The sequence below is a fragment of the Corallococcus terminator genome (genome assembly GCF_003611635.1).
Classification (GTDB): Bacteria; Myxococcota; Myxococcia; order Myxococcales; family Myxococcaceae; genus Corallococcus; species Corallococcus terminator.
Window position 1 is genome coordinate 1 of record NZ_RAVZ01000138.1, and the last position, 23,705, is coordinate 23,705.

At 70.2% G+C, this 23,705-nt stretch carries 24 protein-coding genes; 12 read left to right on the forward strand and 12 right to left on the reverse strand.

Features of this window, described 5'->3' with window-relative positions:
• Positions 1-406: 406 nt before the first annotated feature.
• The 8 genes from D7V88_RS20290 to D7V88_RS20325 all read right to left on the reverse strand — a co-directional run bounded on the left by D7V88_RS20290 (position 407) and on the right by D7V88_RS20325 (position 6,103).
• Positions 407-859, reverse strand: a complete 453-nt coding sequence (locus tag D7V88_RS20290; protein WP_120542301.1) for a hypothetical protein — start codon at positions 857-859, stop codon at positions 407-409.
• Positions 856-1,530, reverse strand: a complete 675-nt coding sequence (locus D7V88_RS20295) for an anti-sigma factor family protein (protein ID WP_120542302.1) — start codon at positions 1,528-1,530, stop codon at positions 856-858. The genes D7V88_RS20290 and D7V88_RS20295 overlap by 4 nt, the downstream gene beginning before the upstream one ends.
• A gap of 84 nt (positions 1,531-1,614) precedes the next feature.
• The gene (locus D7V88_RS20300) at positions 1,615-2,229 is read right to left on the reverse strand and encodes an RNA polymerase sigma factor (protein ID WP_120542303.1); all 615 of its coding nucleotides are present in this window, start codon (positions 2,227-2,229) and stop codon (positions 1,615-1,617) included.
• A gap of 60 nt (positions 2,230-2,289) precedes the next feature.
• The gene (locus tag D7V88_RS20305) at positions 2,290-3,354 is read right to left on the reverse strand and encodes an Immediate early protein ICP0 (protein ID WP_120542304.1); all 1,065 of its coding nucleotides are present in this window, start codon (positions 3,352-3,354) and stop codon (positions 2,290-2,292) included.
• Between the two features lie 170 nt (positions 3,355-3,524).
• Positions 3,525-4,040 carry a hypothetical protein gene (locus D7V88_RS20310; protein ID WP_120542320.1) on the reverse strand — a complete coding sequence of 172 codons (516 nt, stop codon included), beginning with the start codon at positions 4,038-4,040 and terminating at the stop codon, positions 3,525-3,527.
• Positions 4,040-4,939, reverse strand: coding sequence for an oxygen-dependent coproporphyrinogen oxidase (gene hemF / locus D7V88_RS20315; RefSeq protein ID WP_120542305.1), 900 nt, complete (start codon positions 4,937-4,939; stop codon positions 4,040-4,042). Before hemF ends, D7V88_RS20310 begins: the two co-directional genes overlap by 1 nt.
• Positions 4,940-4,982: 43 nt before the next feature.
• Positions 4,983-5,732 (reverse strand): hypothetical protein, encoded by a 750-nt coding sequence (locus D7V88_RS20320; protein ID WP_244238273.1) that lies wholly within the window; start codon positions 5,730-5,732, stop codon positions 4,983-4,985.
• A gap of 80 nt (positions 5,733-5,812) precedes the next feature.
• Positions 5,813-6,103, reverse strand: a complete 291-nt coding sequence (locus D7V88_RS20325) for a DUF3467 domain-containing protein (RefSeq protein ID WP_120542306.1) — start codon at positions 6,101-6,103, stop codon at positions 5,813-5,815.
• Between the two features lie 70 nt (positions 6,104-6,173).
• On the opposite strand from D7V88_RS20325, the gene D7V88_RS20330 reads away from it, so the two are divergent.
• Positions 6,174-7,019: an alpha/beta hydrolase gene (locus D7V88_RS20330; protein WP_120542322.1), complete on the forward strand. Its 846-nt coding sequence runs from the start codon at positions 6,174-6,176 to the stop codon at positions 7,017-7,019.
• On the opposite strand, the gene D7V88_RS20335 is transcribed toward D7V88_RS20330, so the two are convergent.
• Entirely contained in the window at positions 6,973-9,093 is a 2,121-nt protein-coding gene (locus D7V88_RS20335) for a hybrid sensor histidine kinase/response regulator (RefSeq protein WP_158625116.1), read from the reverse strand. The two genes, D7V88_RS20330 and D7V88_RS20335, sit on opposite strands and share 47 nt — an antisense overlap.
• A gap of 200 nt (positions 9,094-9,293) precedes the next feature.
• On the opposite strand from D7V88_RS20335, the gene D7V88_RS20340 reads away from it, so the two are divergent.
• The 4 genes from D7V88_RS20340 (at position 9,294) to D7V88_RS20355 (ending at position 14,366) form a co-directional block, all read left to right on the forward strand.
• A complete protein-coding gene (locus D7V88_RS20340; protein WP_120542308.1) occupies positions 9,294-10,022 on the forward strand; it encodes an ABC transporter ATP-binding protein in 729 nt (242 codons plus the stop codon).
• Positions 10,019-12,559, forward strand: a complete 2,541-nt coding sequence (locus tag D7V88_RS20345) for an ABC transporter permease (protein WP_120542309.1) — start codon at positions 10,019-10,021, stop codon at positions 12,557-12,559. Before D7V88_RS20340 ends, D7V88_RS20345 begins: the two co-directional genes overlap by 4 nt.
• Before the next feature lie 3 nt (positions 12,560-12,562).
• Entirely contained in the window at positions 12,563-13,765 is a 1,203-nt protein-coding gene (locus D7V88_RS20350) for a lipocalin-like domain-containing protein (RefSeq protein ID WP_120542310.1), read from the forward strand.
• A gap of 175 nt (positions 13,766-13,940) precedes the next feature.
• The gene (locus D7V88_RS20355) at positions 13,941-14,366 is read left to right on the forward strand and encodes a DUF3574 domain-containing protein (RefSeq protein WP_120542311.1); all 426 of its coding nucleotides are present in this window, start codon (positions 13,941-13,943) and stop codon (positions 14,364-14,366) included.
• Between the two features lie 102 nt (positions 14,367-14,468).
• Here D7V88_RS20355 and D7V88_RS20365 read toward each other — a convergent pair whose 3' ends face one another.
• On the reverse strand, positions 14,469-15,362 hold the full coding sequence (locus tag D7V88_RS20365) for an NmrA/HSCARG family protein (RefSeq protein WP_120542312.1): 894 nt from the start codon (positions 15,360-15,362) through the stop codon (positions 14,469-14,471).
• Positions 15,363-15,469: 107 nt separating this feature from the next.
• Between D7V88_RS20365 and D7V88_RS20370 the strand changes: the two genes are divergently transcribed.
• From D7V88_RS20370 to D7V88_RS20380, 3 genes are all read left to right on the forward strand, one after another.
• Positions 15,470-16,048 (forward strand): TetR/AcrR family transcriptional regulator, encoded by a 579-nt coding sequence (locus tag D7V88_RS20370; RefSeq protein ID WP_208726380.1) that lies wholly within the window; start codon positions 15,470-15,472, stop codon positions 16,046-16,048.
• A 37-nt stretch (positions 16,049-16,085) separates the two neighbouring features.
• Positions 16,086-17,069 (forward strand): SDR family NAD(P)-dependent oxidoreductase, encoded by a 984-nt coding sequence (locus D7V88_RS20375; RefSeq protein WP_120542313.1) that lies wholly within the window; start codon positions 16,086-16,088, stop codon positions 17,067-17,069.
• A gap of 297 nt (positions 17,070-17,366) precedes the next feature.
• Positions 17,367-17,879, forward strand: coding sequence for a hypothetical protein (locus D7V88_RS20380; protein WP_147448787.1), 513 nt, complete (start codon positions 17,367-17,369; stop codon positions 17,877-17,879).
• Here the strand turns inward: D7V88_RS20380 and D7V88_RS20385 are convergent.
• Together D7V88_RS20385 and D7V88_RS20390 are read right to left on the reverse strand one after the other, a co-directional pair.
• The gene (locus D7V88_RS20385; protein WP_120542315.1) at positions 17,849-18,265 is read right to left on the reverse strand and encodes a YybH family protein; all 417 of its coding nucleotides are present in this window, start codon (positions 18,263-18,265) and stop codon (positions 17,849-17,851) included. The genes D7V88_RS20380 and D7V88_RS20385 overlap by 31 nt on opposite strands.
• Positions 18,266-18,362: 97 nt before the next feature.
• Positions 18,363-19,487, reverse strand: a complete 1,125-nt coding sequence (locus D7V88_RS20390) for an alpha/beta hydrolase (protein WP_244238274.1) — start codon at positions 19,485-19,487, stop codon at positions 18,363-18,365.
• A gap of 394 nt (positions 19,488-19,881) precedes the next feature.
• Here D7V88_RS20390 and D7V88_RS20395 point away from each other — a divergent pair, with 394 nt between their 5' ends.
• The 4 genes from D7V88_RS20395 (at position 19,882) to D7V88_RS20410 (ending at position 23,455) form a co-directional block, all read left to right on the forward strand.
• Positions 19,882-20,118 (forward strand): hypothetical protein, encoded by a 237-nt coding sequence (locus D7V88_RS20395; protein ID WP_120542316.1) that lies wholly within the window; start codon positions 19,882-19,884, stop codon positions 20,116-20,118.
• 213 nt (positions 20,119-20,331) lie between these two features.
• Positions 20,332-21,816 (forward strand): glycerol kinase GlpK, encoded by a 1,485-nt coding sequence (glpK, locus tag D7V88_RS20400; RefSeq protein WP_120542317.1) that lies wholly within the window; start codon positions 20,332-20,334, stop codon positions 21,814-21,816.
• A 74-nt stretch (positions 21,817-21,890) separates the two neighbouring features.
• Positions 21,891-22,202 (forward strand): 4a-hydroxytetrahydrobiopterin dehydratase, encoded by a 312-nt coding sequence (locus D7V88_RS20405; RefSeq protein WP_120542318.1) that lies wholly within the window; start codon positions 21,891-21,893, stop codon positions 22,200-22,202.
• Positions 22,199-23,455 (forward strand): hypothetical protein, encoded by a 1,257-nt coding sequence (locus tag D7V88_RS20410; RefSeq protein WP_120542319.1) that lies wholly within the window; start codon positions 22,199-22,201, stop codon positions 23,453-23,455. Before D7V88_RS20405 ends, D7V88_RS20410 begins: the two co-directional genes overlap by 4 nt.
• Positions 23,456-23,705 lie beyond the last annotated feature (250 nt).

The window sequence follows — 23,705 nt, forward strand, 5'->3', positions numbered from 1 at the left end:
CCGCCCTACCGTCCCGCCGTCTTGCTCCCAGACCCAAGAGCAACTGCCGTGCCGAGCCTCAACTCCGCGTCCTTCGAGGGAAGAAAGGGCGGAACCCCCCTTCGCCCTGGAGAACGACTGACATTTTTTCAGCCCCGGTTTCAGGTACTTCCGACAGCTTCCCTGTCCCAGGGGACGAGGCCCACTTCGCCCCACGTCTTCAGGGGAACGGAGCCCTCCGCCGTCAGGGCGTAGGAGCGTCCACCGGAGTGGATGTCCGAGGAGGGGGGAAGCTTCAGGACCGAAGGACATTCCCGCGCGGGGCCGCCCGGAGAGGAGGGGGCCATCCAGGCGCGGGGTACGGCATCCAGCGACTTCCCGGACGGCGCCTGCCCGAAGGCGGCGCGCATCCGTCACGGCGACAGCGCTACTTGGAAGGCGGCACCAGGACGAGGATGAGGTCCCCACCCACGTGCTTGCCGGCCTTCTGGTACACGGCGCCCTGGCGGCCCAGCTCCACCTCCACCGACGACTGGCTGGGGATGATGACGCGCAGGGTGGCGATGCCTTCCTTCATGCCCAGGAGCTGCAGGGAGGCGTTCGTCCCGTTGGGCAGCTTCACCTCGGTGGGACTCTGTGCGCCCACCTCCACCACGTCCAGGGACATGCGCTTGAAGGAGGTGAAGCTGAAATTCTGCTTCTGGAACGCCTCCTTCATCTTGTTGAGCTCCGGGGGTTCCACCGCGGTGCCCTTGTTGGAGGCCAGCACCACCTCCACCTGCACCTTCACCTTGGCGTCCTGGGCGAAGGCCACCGCCGGCCCCATTGCCAGGCCCACGGCGAGCACCACTCCCAGCACCGCCCACACCGGCTTCGTCATAGCGCTCCTCCCGTGGGTCGCGGCGGCACGGCGGGAACCGCCGGCTGCTGCGTGCCCTGGCCGTCCAGCTCCCCACCCAACTCCTCGGACGCCGCCTCGTCCAGCTTCTTCGGCGGACCGCTGACGCCGGCCGGGGCGTTCTTCACCGGCTCCGGGGCCTGCTCCTGCTCGTCCACCATCCAGATGATGGAGGCGCCGCCTTCGGTCTCCATCACCACCGGCGCGACACGCGCGCCCTGGTAGGACTGGATGGACTTCACCGTCATGCGCTCGGCGGCGTAGCCCTCCGGGGCTCCGTCGCGCAGCAGCAGCGGCAGCGCCACCAGCATCACCACCGCGGCGGTGGCCATGGAGGAGAGCATCGCGGTGCGCTGGTAGAGGAACATCTCCGACAGGGCCAGCCGCATCCGTTCGATGAGCGGCGGCTTCTCCGGCGTCACCCGGGCCATCACCTTCTGGGCGAAGTCCTTGAAGTCGACGTCGTCCACCGCCATGTCCAGGCCCACCCGGAGCAGACCGGATTCGGCGCGCAGGTCGGCCGAACGGCCGGTGCAGTCGCGGCAGGCCGCCAGGTGGCGCTCCACGTGGACCCGTTCCGAGGGGGCGAGTTCGCCATCGATGTAGGGAGACAGGAGCGGGACAAAACGCTCACACGCGGGATTTCCGGCCATGCTCTTCACCCTGCGGGCTGGTGTGGATGCATCGGTGGGACGCGGCGGCCCCCACAGATATTCGAGGGGGTCTTCTGATCGCCCTCACTCACTGCCCACTCCGCTCTTGGCTTCGTCCAGCTCCAGGTAATCGCTGAGGATTTTCTGCACCTTGGCGCGCGCGTGGAACAGGCGGCTCATCACGGTGCCCTTGGGAATGTCCAGGGTGCGGGCCAGGTCCTCGTAGGACATGCCCTCGATTTCGCGCAGGAGCAGGATGGCGCGGTGCTTCTCCGGCACCGTGGCCAGGGCCTCCTGGATCTTCTCCGCCAGCTCCTTGCGCAGGGCGCTCTTCTGGGGGTTGGTCCCCAGGCGGCTGCCGAGCGCTCCGATGCGGGCCTCCGACAGGTCCATGTCCTGGGACTCGTCGAACTCCACCTGCTCGCCACCGCCCCGGCGCTTGCGGAGCACGTCGATGCAGATGTTCGACGTGATGCGGTAGAGCCACGTGTAGAAGGAGGCGTCGCCCTTGAAGTGGTCCAGGTACTTGTAGACCTTGACGAACGCCTCCTGGGAGACGTCCATCGCTTCCTCCTTGTCCTTCAGCATACCGAGCGCAACGGCGTACACCTTGCGCTGGTAACGCTCGACGAGGAGTTTGAAAGCGCGCTGGTCCCCGCTGCGGACGCGCTTGACGAGTGTAAGGTCGTCGGTGGCCAAGAGTGCGGCACCGTAACACAAGCCGCCATAACCCCAAGTGTTCCGAACAGGCTCCCTGCTTTAGAGGGAGCTGACCAGGGCGATGACCGCCAGCGCGACCCCCGTGATGGCCAGCACGGCGCCAAAAACCATCCGGTCCCACTGTCCTTCGGACAGGGCGTCGTCCTCCTCGGGGCCAGCGCGGAAGCGGTGGAGCACGTTCCAGAACATCCGTCCGCTGAGCTTTCTATCGGAGCCGTGCCGGTCGGGGTCGCCCGGGGGCAGGGGCTGGCCCTGTTCGTCCCGGCGGATGAACGGGCCGGGCAGGGGCTGGTAGAGGCCGGGCGTCATCGGGGCGGCCTGTTCGGAGTGCCGCACGTCGGGCGGGGGCTCCAGTTGGACGTCCTTCGCGCGCTCGCGGGCTTCCTCGGGCGACGGGGCGTCCAGCACCCAGAGCCCCGCCTCCACGCCCGTCTGCCCGGTATGGGCGTCCTGGAGCTGAGCGAAGCCCTGGTCCTTCATCGCCTGGGCGAAGGCGGCCTTGCCTTCCGGGGTGGGCGGATGCTGGGCGGCGGCCTCGGCGTAGGCGGCGAAGAAGGTCCACAGGCGGGCCACCCGGTCCGACGAGGGCAGCGACGCGGGCCGCACCTGCGCGGACAAGAGCGCGCTGTCGGAAGCGAAGCGCTTGGCCACCGCGGGGGAGCTCTCCAGGTCCTTCAGGTCGCCGGGGACCAGCGACTCCACGTCCCGCAGCGGTCCGCGCGCCTCGCCCGCGCCCAGGTAGGGGCTGGCGGTGGTGGGCTGCTGCCCGGGCGTCCGGAAGCCGTCCTTCAGCTTGCGCTGCTGCGGCGGCGAGGCACCCGGGTCGCGGGGAAGCTCGAAGCCCGTGCCGGGTTGTGCGCGGGGGCCGCGCGTCGTGCCGGGACCGCGTGGCGTGCCGGGACCGCGCGGCGTTCCGGGCTTCGGAAGGGGGATGCGGACCGACTGCGGCCCCGCTTCCGCCCCCTCCGGAAGGGAGGCGCGGCCCGACTGCGACCCTGCTTCCGAACCCTCCGGGAGCGTTCCGGGCTCCTGCCCCTCACCAGCGGGGAAGCCCGCGGAGACGCCTCCGGGAAGCCCCTCGCCACCGACAGAGGGCTCCATCATCCCATCGTCCTGGAAGGGCGACGGAACGGGCCCCGTGACGGGCGCCGGGGCGGACCCCGTGTCGGAGCGGGGTCCGTTGCGCGGATCCGGCCCGCGAGGACCGCGAATGTCTCCGACATTTCCCATCACCTGGATTCTCTCACATCGAGAACCCGGAGTTGCATGGGGGGCTACTCGCCCTCGCGCTCCACTTCCATGGGGCTGGTCATTCCGTTGGCGTCCAGACGGACGCGATAGACGGCATTGAGGCCGTCACCGTCCGCGTCCGCGCGGGCGAGGCAGGACACCTCCGGCTCGCCCACCGGGCTCTCCTGCACCGTCACCTCGTACTGGAAGTGCACGGTGGGGCCCGGTTCGAAGCCGATGCGGTGGAAGTCCTCATGGTCCTGGGCGAAGGGCACCGCCTCGCCGTTCTTCGGCACCGGGGACGGAAACGGCGCGATGGGCACGTAGTTGCCGTGCTCGTCCCGGTACGCCTGCACGGCGTCACACAGCGCCAGCACCTGGATGCGCGCCTCGTTGGCCAACTGCTCGGGCGAGGCACGGCCGCCGGAGCGCGTGGGACCCGTCAGGATGAGCAGCAGGGACAGGCCCAGACCCGCCACGACCGCGGCGACGAGCCCCACCACTATCGCCTTGCTGCGGCGTGGGTGCCCGGCTCCAGAAGGAGGAGGCGGCGGCTGCATCAGGCCCACTCCCGGGGGTTGCGCAGCACCTCTTCCAGCCGGGCCTCGGGGGTGCCGGGCTCCGGGTGGTAGTCGTAGCGCCAGCGCACGCGCGGCGGCAGCGACATGAGGATGGACTCCGTGCGCCCCTGCGTCTCCAGGCCGAAGATGGTGCCCCGGTCATAGACGAGGTTGAACTCCACGTAGCGGCCCCGGCGCACCTCCTGCCAGAAGCGCTGCGCCTCCGTCACCGGCGTGTCCTTGCGCCGCTCCGCGATGGGCAGGTACGCGGGGATGAAGGAGTTGCCGCACGCCTGCACGAAGGCGAACTCGCGCTCCAGGTCGCCGCCCATGTTCTCGAAGAAGAGGCCGCCCACGCCGCGCGCTTCTCCCCGGTGGCGCACGTGGAAGTACGTGTCGCACGCGGCCTTGAAGCGCGGGTAGTACGTGGCGTCATGCGTGTCGCACGCGGCCTTGTGCACGCGGTGGAAGTGCGCGGCGTCCTCGTCGTGCAGGTAGTACGGCGTCAGGTCCGCGCCGCCGCCAAACCACGCCCTGCCGCCCTGCTGGATGAAGCGGTAGTTGGCGTGCACCGTGGGCACGTGCGGGCTTCGGGGGTGCAGCACCAGCGACAGGCCGCCGGCCCAGAAGGTGCGCCCCTCGCCCTGGAGCTTCCGGGCGAAGGCCTCCTCCAGCTCGCCGTACACGATGGAGGTGTTGACGCCCGCCTTCTCCAGGACGGCGCCCTCCTCCAGCACGCGGCTGCGGCCACCGCCGCCACCTGGACGGCTCCACGCGTCCTCGCGGAAGCGGCCCTGGCCGTCCAGCGTTTCCAGCGCACCGCAGATGTCGTCCTGGAGCTTCTGGATGAAGGCCGTCATGCGCTCCTTCATCCCCTCCACGTCCACCGTCGCCGTCATGTGCCCGTTGTCTCCTGTGCGGTACGAACGGGCACGGATGCTACTAGGGCGCCTGGGCGGAAGGGGCCTCGAAGTCCACCGGAGGCGTGGAGGGCGCCAGGTTGCCCGCCGCGTCGAAGGCCTCGATGCGGGCGCGGTAGCTGCGGCCGTCCTCCAGCGCGAACGCCCCGCCGCAGGCCTCATGGCCCAGATAAGCGGTGTTGGACTGGATGGGCAGCAGGTACTGCTGGGGGCTGACGCCCAGCCGGCGCGGGGCCAGCTTCACCACCAGGAACGCGGGGCTCTCCTCGCGCAGGGCGAGGTTCAGCTTCACGAAGCGCGCGATGCCCTGGGGCGAGCGGCGCACGAAGCCCTCCGACACCGCGGGCTTCTTCACCCACTTGGGGGCCTTGGTGTCGGCGCCCTTGCCGCTGAGCCACGAGGGCTGGACGCCCGGACGCCCGTTGAGCACCACCACGCCGGGCAGCACCTCATCCAGCCGCAGCAGGTAGCGCTTGTCGGGCCGCATCGGCTCCGCCAGCTTGAGGATGACGACGGCGCGCCCCAGGGAGCTCTCCCAGCCCTTGGTCACCTTGAGCTTCACCTCGTGGCCGTCCGCCTCCAGCCGCAGCGGCTTGCCGACGAGCCCCAGCACCGGGGAGCGCGCGGTGCCCACCCCCTCCAGCAGCAGGCGCAGGTTGGTGGGGACGATGCCCCCGGGGGCTGGATAGAGCTGGACGCCGTCCCCCGTGCACTGGGCGGAGGCGGTGGCGGCGGACAGCAGGGCGGCGACGAACACGCAGGCGCGGAACACGGTGCCTCCCAGTGTGCGCCGGGAACGGGCGCAGGGAAAGTCAAAGCGGACCCCCTGCCCGGCGCGGGACGGATGCGACGTCAGTGGCGGGAGCCTTCGTCCTCGTTGAGGACGATGGGGCCGAAGCGTTCTTCATGCCGCCGCAGGTTCTCCTGAAGGACCCCCAGCAGGCGCTTGAGGTGGCGCGGGCTGGTGATGACGCGCGAGCGGACGCGGGCCAGGGGTTGCTGCGGCTGGACGAAGAGGAAATCCAGCACGAACTCCGTCTCCGTGTGGTTCACCAACGCCATGTTGCAGTACTGGCCGTTGGCGACCTCGTCATCCATCTGCACCTGAAGCTGCATGTCCGGGGGTTTCGGAGTGTCCGCCATGAGGCAGGCGGCATAGCGCCTGGGGCCCGCCATGGCCAGTGTCCACCGGGTGAGCACGCGCTGGCGGGACATCGACGGGGACTCCACGGCGGCCTTCGCGCTGGGACGAGGCCCGGATGCCTGTCTGCTTCTCCACGGTTTCACCGGCAGCCCGTGGGAGGTACGCCCCCTGGGTGAAGCCCTGGCCGCGCGCGGGATGCGCGTCGTGGCCCCCCGGCTTCCGGGCCACGGCACCACGCCGGAAGCCCTGTTGGACGTGGACCACCACGACTGGCAGGACGCCGCGGAGGAAGCGCTGGCGTCCCTCCAGGGCCACCGCCGCGTCTTCGTGGCGGGACTGTCCATGGGGGCCCTGCTCGCGCTGCGGCTGGCCGCGAAGCATCCGGACCAGGTGCATGGACTGGCGCTGGTGGCACCCGCGGTGCGCTTCCGGGGGCCGCGCATGGCGCTGGTGCGTCAGTTGGTGCGCACGCCCCTCCTCCAATGGACGACGCCGTGGGTGGACAAGGGCGGCACGGACATCTCGGATCCGCTGACGCTGTCGCAGGCGCCCGTGCTGGCGGCCTTCCCGGTGGCCCGATTGAGGGACCTGTGCATGCTCCAGGACCTGGCGGTGACGGACGCGCCCCGGGTGCGCTGTCCGGTGCTGGTGGCGACCGCGGAGCAGGACCACGTCGTGGATCCAGAGGGCGGACGCTTCCTGGTGCGGCGGCTGACGTCATCCCCGGCGGTGCGGCTGGTGAGCTTCCGGGAGGGTTTCCACATCATCCCGCGCGACGTGTCCGGGCCGCTGCTCGCCACGGAGGTGGGCGACTTCCTCGAACGGTGGCGAGAACCCGCGGACGCCCCGGGCGCCTCCGGAGAAGACTTCAGGGGCGAGGCGGGATGGGAGGCGCAAGGCGCGCCACCGCCGTGAGCAGCTCCACCGCGTCCAGCGGCTTGGTGACGAAGGCGCTGAAGCCCGCGCGCAGGGCCCGGTCGCGGTCCTCCCGGCGGGCGGCGGCGGTGACGGCCAGCGCGGGCACCCCGCCCCCGGACTCCCAGGGCAGCGCGCGCAGCCGGTACAGGAGCGAATAGCCGTCCTCACCCGACAACGTCACGTCCGTCACCAGCACGGTGGGCGGGGACCTGCGCACCTCATCCATCGCGTCGGTGACGTTGGTGGCGGTGAGGACGTGGGCGCCCACGCGGGTGAGCAGCACGGACATCCATTCGCGCGCGTCCGGCGCCCCGTCCACCACCAGCACGCGCTGGCCCTCCAGCTCCGGGAAGCGCGGCAGCGACAGGCCCTCCACGGGCCGAGGCTCGCGCGTCGCGCCCGGGGTGGAGCCCACGCGGGAGCGGGGCAGGAAGACGGTGAAGGTGGAGCCCCGGCCGGGACCTTCGCTGGCCGCGGACACGGTGCCTCCGTGCAGCTCCACCAGGTGACGGACGATGGACAGCCCCAGGCCCAGCCCGCCGTGCTGGCGGCTGACGCTGGTGTCCGCCTGATGGAAGCGCTGGAAGAGGAAGGGCACGAAGTCGGTGGGGATGCCCTCGCCGTCGTCCTTCACCACCAGCTCCGCGCCCTCGTCGCGCGTGCGCGCGGACACCAACACGCGGCCTCCGGGCGGGGTGAACTTGATGGCATTGGCGAGCAGGTTCCACACCACCTGCTGCAACCGGTCCGGGTCGCCGAACAGCGGCACGCCGTCCGCGTCCACGACGATGTCCAGCTCCAGCTCGCGCGCGAGCGCCGTGGGCCGCACCGCGTCCAGCGCCGCCTCCACCACGCGCCCCAGCTCCAGCGGCACGGGCTCCAGGCGCAGCCGTCCGTTGGCGATGCGGCTCATGTCCAGCAGGTCCTCGATGAGCTGACGCTGCGCGCGGGCGTTGCGTTCGATGGCCTGCACGGCGCGCTGACGTTTGTCCTCGCCCAGCAGGCCCTGCCGCAACATCTGCGACCAGCCGAGGATGGACGTGAGCGGCGTGCGCAGCTCATGCGACACCATGGCCAGGAACGCATCCTTCGCGCGGCTGGCGGCCTCGGCGGCGCCCCGGGCCGCGCGCTCTTCGTCATAGAGCCGCGCGCGGTCCAGCGCCTGCGCGCACTGACGGCCCACCGTCATCAGGAAGGCCCGCTCCGCCTCGTCGAAGTCGCGCGCGTCGCCGAAGCCCAGGCCCAGCGCGCCGAGCACCCTGCCTCCGCTCACCAGCGGCACCGAAGCCCACGCCGAGAGCGCCAGCGCCCGGGGCAGCCTCGCCAGCCGAGGGTAGCGCGCCATGCACTCCGTCCAGGAACCCATCGCGCAAGGCTCGCGGGTGCGCGTCACGTCCGTGAGGGGACAGGTGGCGGAGACGTCGAAGCGCTGCCAATCCTCCAAATCTCCTGGGGAGAAGCCGTGCGCGGCGACGCGTTCGAAGACATCCGCGGCCTCCGACGTGGGCACCACCACGAGGCCGGTGAGGGCCCCCAGCGCGATGGCGCCTTCGCGCGCGGCCACCTCCACCACCTGCGCGGGGGTGAGCGCTTCGGAGAGCGCGGCCGTCATCGCCTGCAGGCGTTCGGTGCGCCAGGACGCGGTGGTCCACGCGGCGCGGCGGGTCTTCACCAGCTCCGTCACGTCCACCGCGAAGGCGAGCACGCCCTCCACCTGTCCTTGCGCGTCGCGGCGCGGCAGCAGGGAGAGGTTGAAGAAGAGCTCGTCGTCGGAAGGGTGGGAGCGGGAGGAGGTCTCGCGCAGGTGCAGGGACTGGCCGGTGGTGAAGACGCGGTCCCAGGCATCGTGCCAGGCGGGACTGTCCAACTGGGGACAGGCCTGACGCAGGGGGATGCCCACCTGTCCGCGCGTGTCGAGCAGCGTCAGGCGCGTGGCCGTGCTGAACTCGATGAGGTGGCCCGGACCCCGGTAGAGGCCGAAGAAGGCCGGGAGCTGCTCGAGCAGCTCCTGGAGTCGTGGAGGCGCACCGCCACCGGGCGCGGGCACCCAGACGGCCTGGGCTTCATTCACGGGCTGCCCCCTGCTTCCCTGGCGCGGACATCCTCCAACGTCAGGCATCACAGCATGGCACGAAATGCCACCCGGGGCGGGAGCGGATGGACCGCGTTGGGCATCCCCTCCCACTGCTGACGTCCAGTAGAGGGCATCCGCCCCATCCCCCCGGGGAACCCGGCCCGGAAGCCGGGCATCGGTTATGTCGGAGGACAGGCATGCACTCCCCTTCCTCTGATTTGCGACCTCTCGTCGAACTGCGCGCCGTCACCAAGTCCTACGCGGAGGGAGACTCCGTGCGCGAGGTGCTGTCCGGCACGTCGCTCACCCTGCACCGGGGCGAGTTCGTGGTGCTGCTGGGCCGCAGCGGCTCCGGCAAGTCCACGCTGCTCAACCTCATCAGCGGCATCGACCAGGCGACGCAGGGCGAAATCCTGGTGGAGGGCCGCGACCTGGGACGCATGAAGGAGAAGGAGCGCACGCTGCTGCGCCGCGAACGCGTGGGCTTCATCTTCCAGGCCTTCAACCTGCTGCCCACGCTGACGGTGGAGGAGAACGTGCGGCTGCCGCTGGAGCTGCTCGGGCGCACGGGCGCGGAGGCCGGTGCGCGGGCGCACGAATTGCTCAAGCGCGTGGGCCTGGAGGGCCGGGCGAAGAGCTTCCCGGACCGGCTGTCCGGCGGCGAGCAACAGCGCGTGGCGGTGGCCCGGGCCCTGGCGCACGCGCCCCCCCTGCTGCTGGCGGACGAGCCCACGGGCAACCTGGACGAGGAGACCGGCAAGCACGTGCTGGACCTGCTGGAGGGGCTCACGCGGCAGGGCGATGCGTGCGCGCTCATCGTCACGCACGAGCCCGGCATGGCGGCCCGCGCGGACCGCGTCCTGACCATGGAAGGCGGACGGCTGGTGGAGCGGCCCGGCGGCGCGCGCAACAAGGGGTCGTCATGAAGACCCTGCTCGCACGCTCCAGCCTGCGCCATCTGGGCGGGCACCCGTGGCTCACGGCGCTGTCGCTCTTGGGCATCGCGATGGGCGTGGCGGTGGTGGTGTCCATCGACCTGGCGAGTGGCAGCGCACTGCGAGCCTTCGAACAGTCCACGGACGTCGTCGCAGGCAAGGCCACGCATCAAATCGTGGGCGGCACGTCCGGACTTCCGGAGGGGGTCTACACGGCGCTGAAGCTGCGCCCGGACGCGCCGGAAGCAGCGCCCGTGGTGCAGGGCTTCGTGCAGGTGGAAGGCGGCAACCGCCGCACGCTCACGCTGTTGGGATTGGATCCGTTCGCGGAGGCGCCCTTCCGCGACTTCTCCACGGGGAACGCGGTGGGGGACGTGGGCGCGCTGCTCACGAAGTCCGGCACGGTGGTGATGGGCGCGAAGACGGCGCGGGTGCTGGGCGTGAAGGTGGGCGACACGCTGCCCGTGACGGTGACGGGGCTGCGCAAGGAGCTGCGCGTGTCGGCGCTGCTGTCCCCGTCACAGGAGACGACGGAGCGCGCGCTGGAGTCGCTGCTGATTTGCGACCTCTCCACCGCGCAGGAGGTGCTGGGCCAGACGGGTCGGCTCACGCGCGTGGACCTGCGCCTGAAGGGGGGCGAAGCCGAGGCCGCGCGACTGAGGGCCGCGCTGCCCCAGGGGGCGGAGCTGGTCCAGACATCGGGACGCGCGGGCACGGTGGAGCAGATGACGCGGGCGTTCCGCACCAACCTCACCGCGCTGTCGCTGCTGGCGCTCGTGGTAGGGATGTTCCTCATCTACAACACGATGACGTTCTCCGTGGTGCAGCGGCGCGGCATGCTGGGCCGGCTGCGCGCGGTGGGCGTGACGCGCGGAGAGCTGTTCGCGCTGGTGCTGGGCGAGGCGCTGATGCTCGGCATCGTGGGCACCACGGCGGGCCTGTTGCTGGGCATCCTGATGGCCAGCGGGCTCGTGGGTCTCATCACACGCACCATCAATGACCTGTACTTCGTGGTGAACGTGCGCCGGCTGTCCCTGGAGCCGTTCACGCTGATCAAGGGCCTGGGCCTGGGTCTGGGCGCCACGGTGCTGGCGGCGCTGGTGCCCGCGTGGGAGGCGGCCCGCGCGACGCCGGTGACGGCGCTGCGGAGATCGACGGAGGAGGACGCGACCCACCGCAAGGCCCCCCAGCGCGCGTTGCTGGGATTGGGGATCCTCGCCGTTTCCATCGGCATGCTCGCGTGGCCCACGCAGGCCCTGCCGCCGGCGTATGCGGGACTGTTCGGCGTGATGATGGGCACCGCGCTGCTGGTGCCCTGGGTGACGGAGAAGCTGACGGCCGCGGCGGCGAGGCCCCTGGGCGCGCTGTTCGGTCCGCTGGGGCGCATGGCGGCGCGAGGCGTGACGGCGAGCCTGTCGCGCACGGCGGTGGCCCTGGCGGCGTTGATGGTCGCGGTGGCGACGACGGTGGGCGTGGGCCTGATGGTGTCCAGCTTCCGGGGCACGGTGGTGTCGTGGCTGGAGTCCGCGTTGCAGGCGGACGTGTTCGTGTCCCCGCCGTCGCTGGTGGCACGGCGGGGGGACTCCGCGCTGGTGCCAGGGCTCGCGGAGAAGCTGCGCTCCACGCCCGGCGTCGAGGCCAGCGGCTCCATCCGTGTGGTGCACGTGCGCATCGATGACGTGGAGACGGACCTGCTGGCCATCGACTTCGCGAAAGGGCACGAGCGGTCCTATCGCTTCAAGGAGGGGCGCGCGGAGGACGTGTGGCGGCAGGTGGACGCATCCCGGGACGCGGTGCTCGTGTCGGAGCCCTTCGCCTTCCATCGCGGCGTGCACGCGGGCGACACGCTGCGGGTTTCCACGGACAAGGGTCTGCACGACTTCCGGGTGGCGGGCGTGTACTTCGACTACGGCTCCGACGTGGGGACCGTGATGATGCCGCGCCCTACGTATGAGCACTGGTACGACGACCGGGGCGTGAGCGGACTGTCTTTGATAGCCGCGCCGGGACAGGACGTGGATGAACTGGTGTCCCGGGTGCGCGACCGCGCGGGCGGTGAGCAGGCCTTGAACGTGCGCGCGAACAAGGCCCTGCGGCAGGCGTCGCTGGAGGTGTTCGACCGAACCTTCACCATCACGCAGGTGCTGCGCCTGCTGGCCATTGGCGTCGCGTTCGTGGGCGTGTTGAGCGCGCTGATGTCCCTGCAACTGGAACGGGCGCGCGAGTTCGCGGTGCTGCGCGCGACGGGGCTCACGCCGGGACAACTGTGGGGCATGGTGTCGTTGCAGACGGGCCTGCTGGGCCTGCTCGCGGGGCTCTTCTCCATCCCGCTGGGGCTGGCATTGGCGTACGTGCTGGTGCACGTCATCAACCAGCGCTCGTTCGGGTGGACGTTGCAGTTGGTGGTGTCACCCGGTGTGGTGGGCCAGGCGATGTTGCTGTCATTGGTGGCGGCGGCGCTCGCGGGGCTGTACCCGGCGTGGCGGATGGCGCGCGCGAATCCGGCGATGGCGTTGCGGGAGGAGTGAGACATGGGCCGCGGACTCGTCATCGGAATCGTGTTGGTGCTGGTCGCGCTGGGCGTGGCGGTGGGCGTGGTGATGCGGGACACGGAGGACACAGGTCCTGAGCGCTCCGGCACGATGACCGTCGCGGGAGCCCTGGGAGGCGAGGGCAGCCTGGAGGGCTATGCGCGCGCCGTGGAGCCCCGTCCCTTCCGCTTCCCGGAGGACCACGGCCCCCACCCCGACTTCCGCACTGAGTGGTGGTACTGGACGGGCAATCTGGAGACGGAGGACGGGCGGGCCTTCGGCTACCAGTTCACGCTGTTCCGCAGCGCGCTGGCGCCGGAGCAGTCCGACCGGGGCTCGGCCTGGGGCACGCGGCAGGTCTTCATGGGGCACTTCACGGTGACGGACGTGAGCGCCGGACGCTTCCACGTCACCGAACGCTTCAGCCGCGCGGCCGTGGGACTGGCGGGTTCTGAGGGGGCCCCCTTCCATGTCTGGCTGGAGGACTGGGACGTGCGGAGCGAAGGCGCGGCGGGCACCTGGCCCATGCACCTGCGCGCCCAGGGCGACGGCGTGACGCTGGACCTGCGGATGGATGAAGGCAAACCGCCAGTGCTCCAGGGCGACCGGGGGCTGAGCCAGAAGAGCGCGGAGAAGGGCAACGCGTCCTATTACTACTCCCTGACCCGCATGCCCTCGCGGGGCACGGTGTCCGTGGATGGGCAGACGGTGTCCGTGAAGGGCGAAAGCTGGATGGACCGCGAGTGGAGCACCAGCGCGCTCGGGCCCGGGCTGGTGGGCTGGGATTGGTTCGCGCTCCAGCTCTCCGACGGCGGCGAGCTGATGAACTACCAGCTCCGGAACAAGGACGGCAGTGCGGACCCCTTCAGCGCGGGCACCTGGAATCCGCCCAGCGGGGAGGCCGTGCACCTGACCCGCGAGGACGTGAAGCTGGAGGTGCTGGACACCTGGAAGAGTCCACGCGGGACGAAGTACCCGTCACGCTGGCGCGTCCAGGTGCCCAAGCTGTCATTGGACCTCACCGTGACGCCGAAGCTCGCGGACCAGGAGCTGCCGGTGAGCGTGCGCTACTGGGAGGGCTCGGTGTCGCTGGAGGGCACACGTGAGGGCAAGCCCGTGCAGGGACGCGGCTACGTGGAGCTGACCGGGTACGCGGATGCCGCGCGGCGCGAGGACGCGACGACCCGCAGCCGCACGCCGTAGGTGATGGAAGCCACGGCCCGGCTCAGGGCGGCCCCCATGGCAATCATTGAAAGCAGCGCATGGACGGCCGGACTGCGAGGAGTTCCGGAACCCGACTTCAGCACCGGGGAGCGATTGGCAACGGCGACACCGGAGGTGTAAGACCGCATCCCCAACATTTCCGGAGTTACAAGCAATGCGCCTTTCAAAGGGTCTGTTCCTGGGGTGTGTCCTCGCACTGGGCCTGGGCGCCACTGCCTGTGGAGACGACGAGCCGGATGCCCCAAGCTGCACGGTCGGCAGCCAGCAGTACCGCACGGATCTGTTCTTCGGGCGGGACCGCGTGGGCGACGTGCCTGTCAGTGAGGCGGAGTTCCAGGGGTTCGTCGACACCGTCATCACGCCCCGCTTCAAGGACGGGCTGACCCTGTACGACGCGAACGGGCAGTACCAGATGGAGGACGGCACGCTCGTGCACGAACTCAGCAAGATCATCGTGCTCCTGCATGACGGCAGCGCGGCGCGCTCGGCGGACATCGACTACGTCCGTGAGGAGTACAAGCGCCAGTTCAATCAGGAGGCCGTGCTCCGCATCGACTCCACGCCCTGCGTCGCGTTCTAGCAAGACGCCCTGCCCCGGGATGAGACGCGTCTGGCAGCGAGCTCATCCCGGTCATCGAAGCCATCGTCCAGGTGGGGATGAAACTTCAGCGCAGGGTGGAGGCTACGCCGCGAAGCGTGCCTGGATCTCCGCCGCGCCCCCGCGCTCCAGCCACGCGTCGAACGTGAGCAGGCCCGGCGAAAGCCGCCGCAGCGCCGGGATGTCCGCGTTCCCGACCGCGGTCCCTTCGTCGACAAGCTCGACCAGGCGGCGCAAGAGCGCGCTCTGCGCCAGGAACTCGGGGGGAAACCGCGCGTAGGAGATCGACTCGTGGGTCGCACGTCCGATCTTCTCGGCCAGTTGAGCCCCGGTAAGCTCATCCCCCGCCAGCTCCAGGGTGGTTCCGGCATGCCTGCCCGGCTCCGCGAAAACACGCGCGACAAGCACGCCGATGTCGTCGCTCGCGATGAACTGCATCGTGCGGTCCGGTCGGACGAAGAACTGGAGCGCGCGCCGCGCCAGTCCGAAATGCGGCTCGAGAAGGATCTCCATGAACGCCGACGGCCGCACGATGGTCGCGCGCAGGCCGCTCGCGCGGACGTACTCCTCGATCCTCCACTTGCTCTCGAAGTGGCCGACACCGGTGCTGGGACGCAGGCCCGCCATCGACGTGTAGACGAAGTGCTCGACGCCAGCGGCCTTCGCCGCGTCCACGACGTCCACTCCAAAGCGGAACTCGTCGTCGTCACTGACGCCGTACTGTGGCTGACCCGAACTCGGCTGGATGCTGAAGACACCGTATGCACCCACGAGCGCGCGGTCGAGCGACGCGCGGTCCCCCATGTCACCGCGCACCAACTCCACGCCCGACGCTTCCAGCGCCCGGGCCTTCACGCTCGAAGGGTCGCGCACGAGCGCGCGGACGCTCCAGCCGTCCTTGCTCAACGCGCGCGCCGTCGCGCCTCCCTGCTGTCCCGTCGCTCCAAGCACCAGCACGCGTTCGCCCGGTGTCGCCATCACGGCCTGCCTTTCTTTCAGTAAACGGAGGGTTGCTCCGCTTAAATACGGAGCTATGCTCCGTTTTTCAAGTGGCAGCGAAGCCCCCGAAGAATGCGTCGGACGACATGACCGGCGGCGCCATGCGCGCGGACGCGAGGCGAAACCGCGACCGGTTGCTCGCGGCGGCCGACGCCGTGTTCACCGAGCGCGGCGCGGACGCGTCGCTCAATGACGTGGCGAAGCGGGCGGAGGTAGGCATTGGAACGCTCTACCGACACTTCCCGACGCGCGAAGCGCTGCTCGGCGCGACCTGCGACGAGCGGTTCCTGACGCTCGCGCAGCACAGCCGCGAGCGCTCGGCATCCCTGTCCGCGCTGGAAGCCCTGCGCCTGTTCCTGGAGGAGCTCGTGCACTACGCGGGCATCTACCAGGGGCTCGCGGCCTCACTGGGGATCGTCCTGCGAAGTGGCACGGAGGGGTGTCACGCGACGACCGCCGAGGGACAGCGCCTGCTGGAAGCAGCACAGCGCGAGGGCGAGGTTCGCGGCGACATCCGTCTGGATGATGTGGTGTGCATGGCGATGGCGATCTCGCTCTCCGCCTCGCAGGACGCGTCGGGAACGAAGCGCATCCCACGCCTCACCGGGATGTTCATCGACGGGTTGCGCCCCCCATGCGATGCGCGTGGCACACGCCCCCGCTGACCCCCGCGACACGAAGTCCGGATAGATTGCCCGGCCTATGAACGTCCTCGTCACGGGTGCCACCGGTCTCATCGGCAACGCCATCGCCCACCGGCTCGCGAAGCGGGGGGACTCCGTCCGCGCGCTCGTGCGAGATGTCAGCAAGGCCGCGCCCCTCCTGCCGCCCAATGTGCAGTGCATCCAAGGGGACATCACCGCCCCCGCGTCGCTGCCGGCCGCGATGCACGGGGTGGACCTCGTCTTCCACGCCGCGGGCATGCCGGAGCAGTGGCACCGCGACGACTCCATCTTCGACCGCGTGAACCGCCAGGGCAGCGTGAACGTCCTGTCCGCCGCGCACGCCGCCAAGGTGCGCCGCGTCGTCTACACCTCCACCATGGATGTCTTCGCCGCGCCCCGGGGCGGGGAGCTCGTCGAAGCCAACATCGACCCGCACCCCAAGCCCACCGTCTACGAGCGCTCCAAGCAGGACGCCGAGCGGGCCGTCGAAGCCATCCGCCAGCAGGGCCTGGACGTCGTCTACATCAACCCGGCCGCCGTCTATGGCCCCAGCCCCGTGCACGTGGGCCTCAACTCCTTCTTCGTCCAGCTCCTCAACAAGAAGGCCCCGCTGCTCCCGCCGGGCGGCATGTCATGCGTCTACGTGGACGGGCTCACCGACGCGCAGCTCGCCGCCGCCGAACGCGGCGTCAACGGAGAGCGCTACCTCGTCTCCGACCAGTACCTGAGCAACGCGGACCTGGCGCTCGCCATCCACAAGGCCGCTGGCGCCGGGAAGCCTCCCGCCACCGCACCCGTCTTCCTGATGGAGGCCCTGGCCCGTGCCTCCGCGCCGCTCGCACGCGTGTTCCCCTTCACGCCGCTCGTCGCGCCCGGACAGCTCTCCTTCATGCGCTGGGAGGCCCGCGTGAACTCGGCCAGGGCACAGCGCGAGCTGGACTTCCGCCCCACCCCGCTCGAACACGGCGTGGCCCTCACAGTGGCGTTCCTGAGGGAGAAGCGGCTCGTGCCCCAGGCCTGAACCCACGGCCTGGATGTCTGTCGTCAGCCCCTGGCCTGGGATGTCATGGGTTGACTCCCACCCGGGAGTGTCAAACGCCGCCTCCGTCGGGACAGACCCACGCCGTGGGTTGCCTTTCACGTGAAGTCAGGAAATTGGCGCGCCTGGCATTGAGTGCTACCCAGAAGACGATCTCAACCCGGAGTGAGGGTTGGCGATCGTCTTCGCCGGTCCGCCCCCTTCACCCCCTCCCATCCCATGTCCGCTCCCATGCCTCGCCGGGCGGCGCCTCTTCACCGGGCGCCGTTGATGGCCGCCGTGTCCGCAGTGTTCGCGCTGGCGGGTTGTCAGCGTGACGTCGCGCCCTCCGAGTCAGGGCCCGCCCGTTTCGCCAGCTCCGGCCATCAGGCGGTGGAGGTGCCGGTGGCATCCAACGTCGCGCCCCGCATCACCAGCGCCTTCCAGACCGCCCGGGACATCGGTCCAGGCCATTCCGCGCGCGTCAACGTCCGGGCCATGGATCCGGAGGACACGCCCCTGCGCTACGTCTGGGAAGCCACGGTGGGCACGCTGGGGAAGCCCACCGCGCTCGCGGATGGCAGCGAAGCCCGCTGGACCGCACCCGCGTGCGTGGACGCGCGGAAGACGCCTGTCGTGCACGTGCGCGTGACGAATGCGGCGGGCCTGGAGACGCTCCAGACCTTCACGTTGAGCTGGACCGGACCGACGTGTGCCCCGACACGAAGCCGCCTGAAGTCCGCCTCCAACGTGGTCGCCACGAAACTGGACGGCCGTCCAGCTCAGCGCGAGCCCGGCGCGGACTCGTGGTAGTGGATCGCCCGCCACTCCCCTGCCTTGCGGTGGAAGACGAAGCTCACGCGTCCGTCGTTCGTGAACGTCCCCGCCCCGTCCACCCGCTCCCCCTCGAAGTGATACGTGAAGAAGGCGAAGGCCACCTCGCCCATCACGTCGAGCGCCATGTCTTCCAATGACATCCGCGAGCCCCGCTCCAGGTGCGTGCGCAGGGCGTCGTAGTACTGGGAGATGCCCACCCAGCCCCGGATGGGCCGGGCCCGCTCCTGCGGCACGTAGAGCAACTGCGGATACTCCCGGTCCCAGAGGGCCTGGAGCCTCGCGACGTCCAGCGATTCGAAGCCGCGCCGGTACTGCTCCAGCAACGCCGTGAGCTGTTGCCTGTCCGTGTCCACCGAGGCCATGCGCCCCTCCCTGTCGTACCCGCGCAAAAGAACGTGGAGGTCCGCCCCACAGGGATGACGGACCCCCACGCATGATGTCACCTGCTTGCGATGCGACCTACTCCTTCACCGGCTCCGTCATGCCCGAACCGCCCATGCCCTGCTGCGCGCGCGGGGCCTCGGAGAAGGCCTTGCGCAGCGCCATGCCCGCGTCCGCCTGCGCCTTCTTCGCGATGTCCAGCACCGGCGCCATGCCGAAGAACTCGTGCGTCACGCCGTCGTAGTTCTTCACGTCCACCTTCACGCCCGCGGCCTTGAGGTTCTTCGCGTACTCCTGGCCCTCGTCCTTCAGCGGATCCAGGCTCGCCGTCACCACCATCGCCGGGGGCAGGCCGCGCAGTTGCGCTGGCGTCGCCTTCAGCGGCAGCGCGTTCGGGTCCTTGTTCTGCACCCAATCCTTGCCCAGGTAGTTGCCCCAGAACCACGCGATGTCCTGGTTGCCAATCAGGTAGTTGCCCTGGCCGTTCGCCTGGTGTGAAGGCGTGTTCACGTTGTTGCTGACGAACGGATACACCAGCAACTGGAACACCGGCTGCGCGCCGCCGTCCTGCTTCTGGCGCATCGCCACCACCGTCGCCAGGTTGGCGCCCGCGCTCTCCCCCGCCACCGCGACCTTGCTGGCGTCGCCGTTGAACTCCTTCGCGTTCTTCTGCACGTACTGGAAGGCCGCCGTGGCGTCATCCGCCGCCGCAGGGAACGGGTGCTCCGGCGCGTGGCGGTACTCCACGCTCACCACCACCGCCTTCGCCTGGTTCGCCAGGGCGCGCGCGCTGGCGTCATACGTGTCCAGGTCCGCCAGCACGAAGCCGCCGCCGTGGTAGTAGACGACCACCGGGAACGGGCCCGCCCCGTCCGGCGTGTAGACACGCACCGGAATCTCTCCCTTCGCGCCCTTCAGCTTGCGGTCCTCCACCTTGGCGACCTTCTCCGGCGTCACCGGCTTGCCCTGGTCCTTCAAGGTCTTCTCCACCGCGTCCTTCGCGGTGACGCCCGTGCGCGCCTGCCGCGGTGACACCGTGTGCGGCGGCACCGGTTTCAAGGCCTTGTGCGCGTCCAACACCACCTGCATCTGCGGATCCACCTTCGCCGCGGCGGCGGCATCCTTCGCGAGCGCCGCGCCCGAAAATCCCAGCATCCCCAGCGCCAGCGCCGACATCCCCACCGTCTTCTTCAATCCGAGCATCGGAGACTCTCCACATGCGTGATTGTGATTGCACCCGGGGCGCGAGAACCGGCGCCCACCGGAACGCAATCTGGAGACGCCGTGCGTTGCGTGGAACCGGGTGGCCCCCACCCCACTCGGCCGGTTCCGCCGTCCGATGGGCAGGCAGTCACCAGCCGTGCCCTCAAGAACATGCATCCGTTCGCCACGCGGTCCCGTAGCGCGTCGCCACGGCGAGCCCTCCGCGCCTGCCCGGCTGCCCACCGGACGGCGACACGGCCGACAGGCGTCCCCACCTGACACGGGGTGTCGTCCTGACGCGCAGGGCCCACTTTAGAACGCACGCGCGCTTCCCTCGGGTCCAATCCCCGCGCGGAGCGTGCCGGCCACCCACCACCTTCCACGGAGCGACACCATGGCATTGCTATCGAACCTGCTGGCCGCACTGGGCGGCTCTCGCCGCAGCGTCTTCACCGGCAGCGGTTGGAACCGGGGACGCTCCTCCTACGGTCGCCGTCCGCGCGGCTATGGCTACCGTGGACGCCAGTCCACCGGCGCGGGGGGCTCCTTCGGCCGGATGCTGCTCGCGGGCCTGAGCGCGTACGGCCTGCGCCGGTTCTTCAACAGCCGCTCGCGCGTCACCGGGTACTGAACCGGACGCCGGATGCGGGTGCCGCCGGGAAGTACCGTGGACTTCCCCCTCTGATGGCGCGCCCCCAGCCGGCCCCCTCGGGCACGGGAGGGTTCCACGGCCTCCTCCCGGTGCCTGACATCCCGCACGCGCCGTCCGTGCGAGCGCCTCCGCCTGGAGTAGGGTCCGGTTCCATGTCCGGCCCTTCCCGCCGGCGCAAGAGGACTCGCACCCATGGCGAAGGCGAAATACGTCCTGGCACTCGACCAGGGCACCACCGGAACCCACGTCTCCATCCTCGACACGAAGCTGCAGGTGGTGGGGCGCTCCTACAAGGAGCTGACCCAGCACTTCCCGAAGCCTTCGTGGGTGGAGCACGACCTGAACGAAATCTGGTCCACCAGCGAGTGGTGCATCGCTCGTGCGCTCAAGGACGCGGGCCTCACCGGCAAGGACATCGCCGTGGTGGGCATCACCAACCAGCGAGAAACCACGGGCCTGTGGACCCGCGACAGCGGTGAGCCCCTGGCGCGCGCCATCGTCTGGCAGGACCGCCGCACCGCGGACATCTGCCAGGAGCTCAAGTCCCAGGGAGTCGAGCCCCGCGTGCGCGAGATGACGGGCCTCGTCCTGGACCCATACTTCTCCGGCACCAAGCTCACCTGGCTCTTCAAGCACCTGAAGGGCGCGAAGAAGCGCGCCGAGAAGGGCGACGTGTGCTTCGGCACCATGGACTCGTGGCTCGTCTACAAGCTCACCGGCGGTGTCGCCCACGTCACCGACGTGTCCAATGCCAGCCGCACCCTGCTCATGGACCTGCGCTCGCTGGAATGGGACAACGAGCTGTGTTCACTGCTGGGCGTTCCCCGCGCGTGTCTTCCGGAGATTCGCGGCAACGCGGAGGTGTACGGCACCACGCGCGGCATGAAGAGCCTGCCGGACGGCGTGCTCGTCGCGGGCATGGCGGGAGACCAGCAGGCGGCCCTCTTCGGCCAGGCGTGCTTCAACCCCGGTGAATCCAAGTGCACCTACGGCACCGGCGCCTTCCTCTTGATGAACACCGGCACCCAGCCGGTGCGCTCCACCGCGGGCCTGCTCACCACCGTGGCGTGGAAGCTGGGGGGCACCACGCACTACGCGCTGGAGGGCAGCTCGTTCATCGCGGGCGCCGCCGTGCAGTGGCTGCGCGACGGCCTCAAGGTCATCAAGCGCGCCCCGGACGTGGAGGCGCTGGCCGCCAGCGTGAAGGACTCCGGCGACGTCGTCTTCGTCCCGGCGCTCGCGGGCCTGGGCGCTCCGCACTGGCGCCCGGAGGCGCGCGGCCTGTTCGCCGGCATCGACCGCTCCACCACCGTGGCCCACCTGGCGCGCGCGACCCTGGAGGGCGTGGCGCTCCAGATTTATGACCTGGCGGATGCGATGCGCCGCGACAGCGGACGCGACATCCCCACGTTCAAGGCGGACGGCGGCGCCGCGGCCAACAACCTGCTCATGCAGTACCAGGCCGACCTGCTGGGTGTGCCGGTGGTGCGTCCGCGCAACCTGGAGACCACCGCCCTGGGCGCGGCCTTCCTGGGCGGCCTGGGCGCCGGGGTGTGGACCAGTCCGGACGACATCCGCCGCGCATGGAAGGCGGACCGCACCTTCAAGCCGAAGATGAAGGCGGAGGTGCGCGCGCGTCACCTGGAAAAATGGAAGCAGGCGGTTTCACGCGCGTGAGTTGACACACCGAAGAGCGGACACCGCACGCGCCGGGGCTTCCATCGGAACAGGGAGCGGGTAGAACGCGAAACATGGCCTACGACCGCACGTTGCTCTCCCCGGATGCGCTCCAGACCTTCCTCGCGAAACATCCCGCCTGGACGCACGAGGGCGGGATGATCCGCCGCATCTATGAGGCGCCCTCCTTCCTGGAGGGCATCGCCTTCGTGGAGAAGGTGGCGAAGGCCGCGGAGGCCGCCAACCACCACCCGGACATCGACATCCGGTGGCGCAAGGTGACGCTGGCGCTGGTGACGCACGACGCGAACGGCATCACCTTCCGCGACACCGACCTGGCCACGGAGGCGGACCGCCTCTTCGACGAAGGGGCCGGCGGTCGGTGACCCACCGCTTGCGTGGCACGGCGTGGGCCCTGGCGTGCGCGGTGTGTCTCATCGCGTCCGCCTCCCTCGCCCAGGATGAAGTCCCCACCGAGCCCCGCCCGGAGCGGCTGTACCTCAACTCCGGCGCGCTCCTGGGCGCGTCGCGCGTGGTGGGCATGGGCGGCGCGTACGTGGGCATCGCGGAGGGCACCGGCGGCTTCGCCAGCAACCTCACCGCCCTGGCGCAGCGCAGCCCCACACTGGAGCGCGACTGGGACATCGGCATCACCCTGTCCGCGTTGGACCTGCCCTTCACCGGGACGCAGCGTCGGGACCTGGACAACGACGGCAAGGCCGACGAAACCGTGAACAGCCGCCAGCTCCTGGGCGCGCTGATGCTGCAATACAAGCGCTTCGGCGTCGGCTTCCTGTGGCGCAACAGCACCGCGGGCTACTGCATCACCTCCGGTTGCCGGGGCCAGGGTGAGAAGCTCAACACCTCCCTGTCCCAGTCCGCGCTCGCGGGCTCCATCGCCTTCGGCCAGGACGACTTCATCCTGGCGATGGGCATCTTCTCCGCGGAGGCGAGCTTCAGCGAGGAGGGGGACGAGTCCTGGCGCTACGGCGACTCCGGGGTGGCGGTGGACATGCTGTTCCGCCCGCACGGGCGGCCCTACCGCATTGGCGTGGTGGTGCGGCCGGAGGTGGTGGCCGGCTGGCGGCCCGAAGAAGGCCAGGGAGCGGTCATCGCGGGGCAGCAGATCTACTCGGCCGTGGTGTCGCCCGCGGTGCTGTCCATTGGCGCAAGCTGGAGGCTGGGCGAAGGCGCGCACCGCTACAACCGGCTGTCTCCGGCCGCGCGGCGGCAGTTGCTGGTGGAAGGGGATGATCTGCCGGTACCGGACGATGGCCCCCGGGACGCCCCGTCCGGCCGGTGGCTCATCACCGCGCAGGTGGACCTCATCTCCAGCGTGAGCAACGCGGTGGCGGCGCGCTCGCTGGCCTCCCCGGACGAGCCGCAGTCCGTGGGCGACTCCACCGCCTTCCAGCCGCGCCTGGGCGCCGAATGGGACACCTTCCCGGGTCGGCTGCGCCTGCGCGCGGGCACCTGGCTGGAGGCCTCCCCCTTCCCGGGCCGCAACCTCCGGCCGCACCTCACCGGCGGCTTCGAGCTGTTCCTGCTGAGCTACTGGGAGGACTGGTCGGTCTCCGCGTCGTTCGACCTGGCGAGCCGGTACACCAACTGGGGCGTCTCCATCGGCTTCTGGCGGTAGTGTCTGGCTTTGAGGCCGGGTGGGAAAACGCGAGGACCGTCCAGGGTGCTCGCGTCCCCATCCACGGCGCCGCGGGCCCCACGCGCGCCACGCGCGGTGCGTTCACCAGCGGGCGACCGAGCAGCCTCCAGGGCAGGCGTTGCTGGTGTGCGACAGCATGAGGACCCTGCCATCCACGGAGGGGATTCCATGTATCTGGGGCGGGGGTGGCGCAGGACTGTCGTGGGTGCGACGGTGCTGGGTTTGGTGG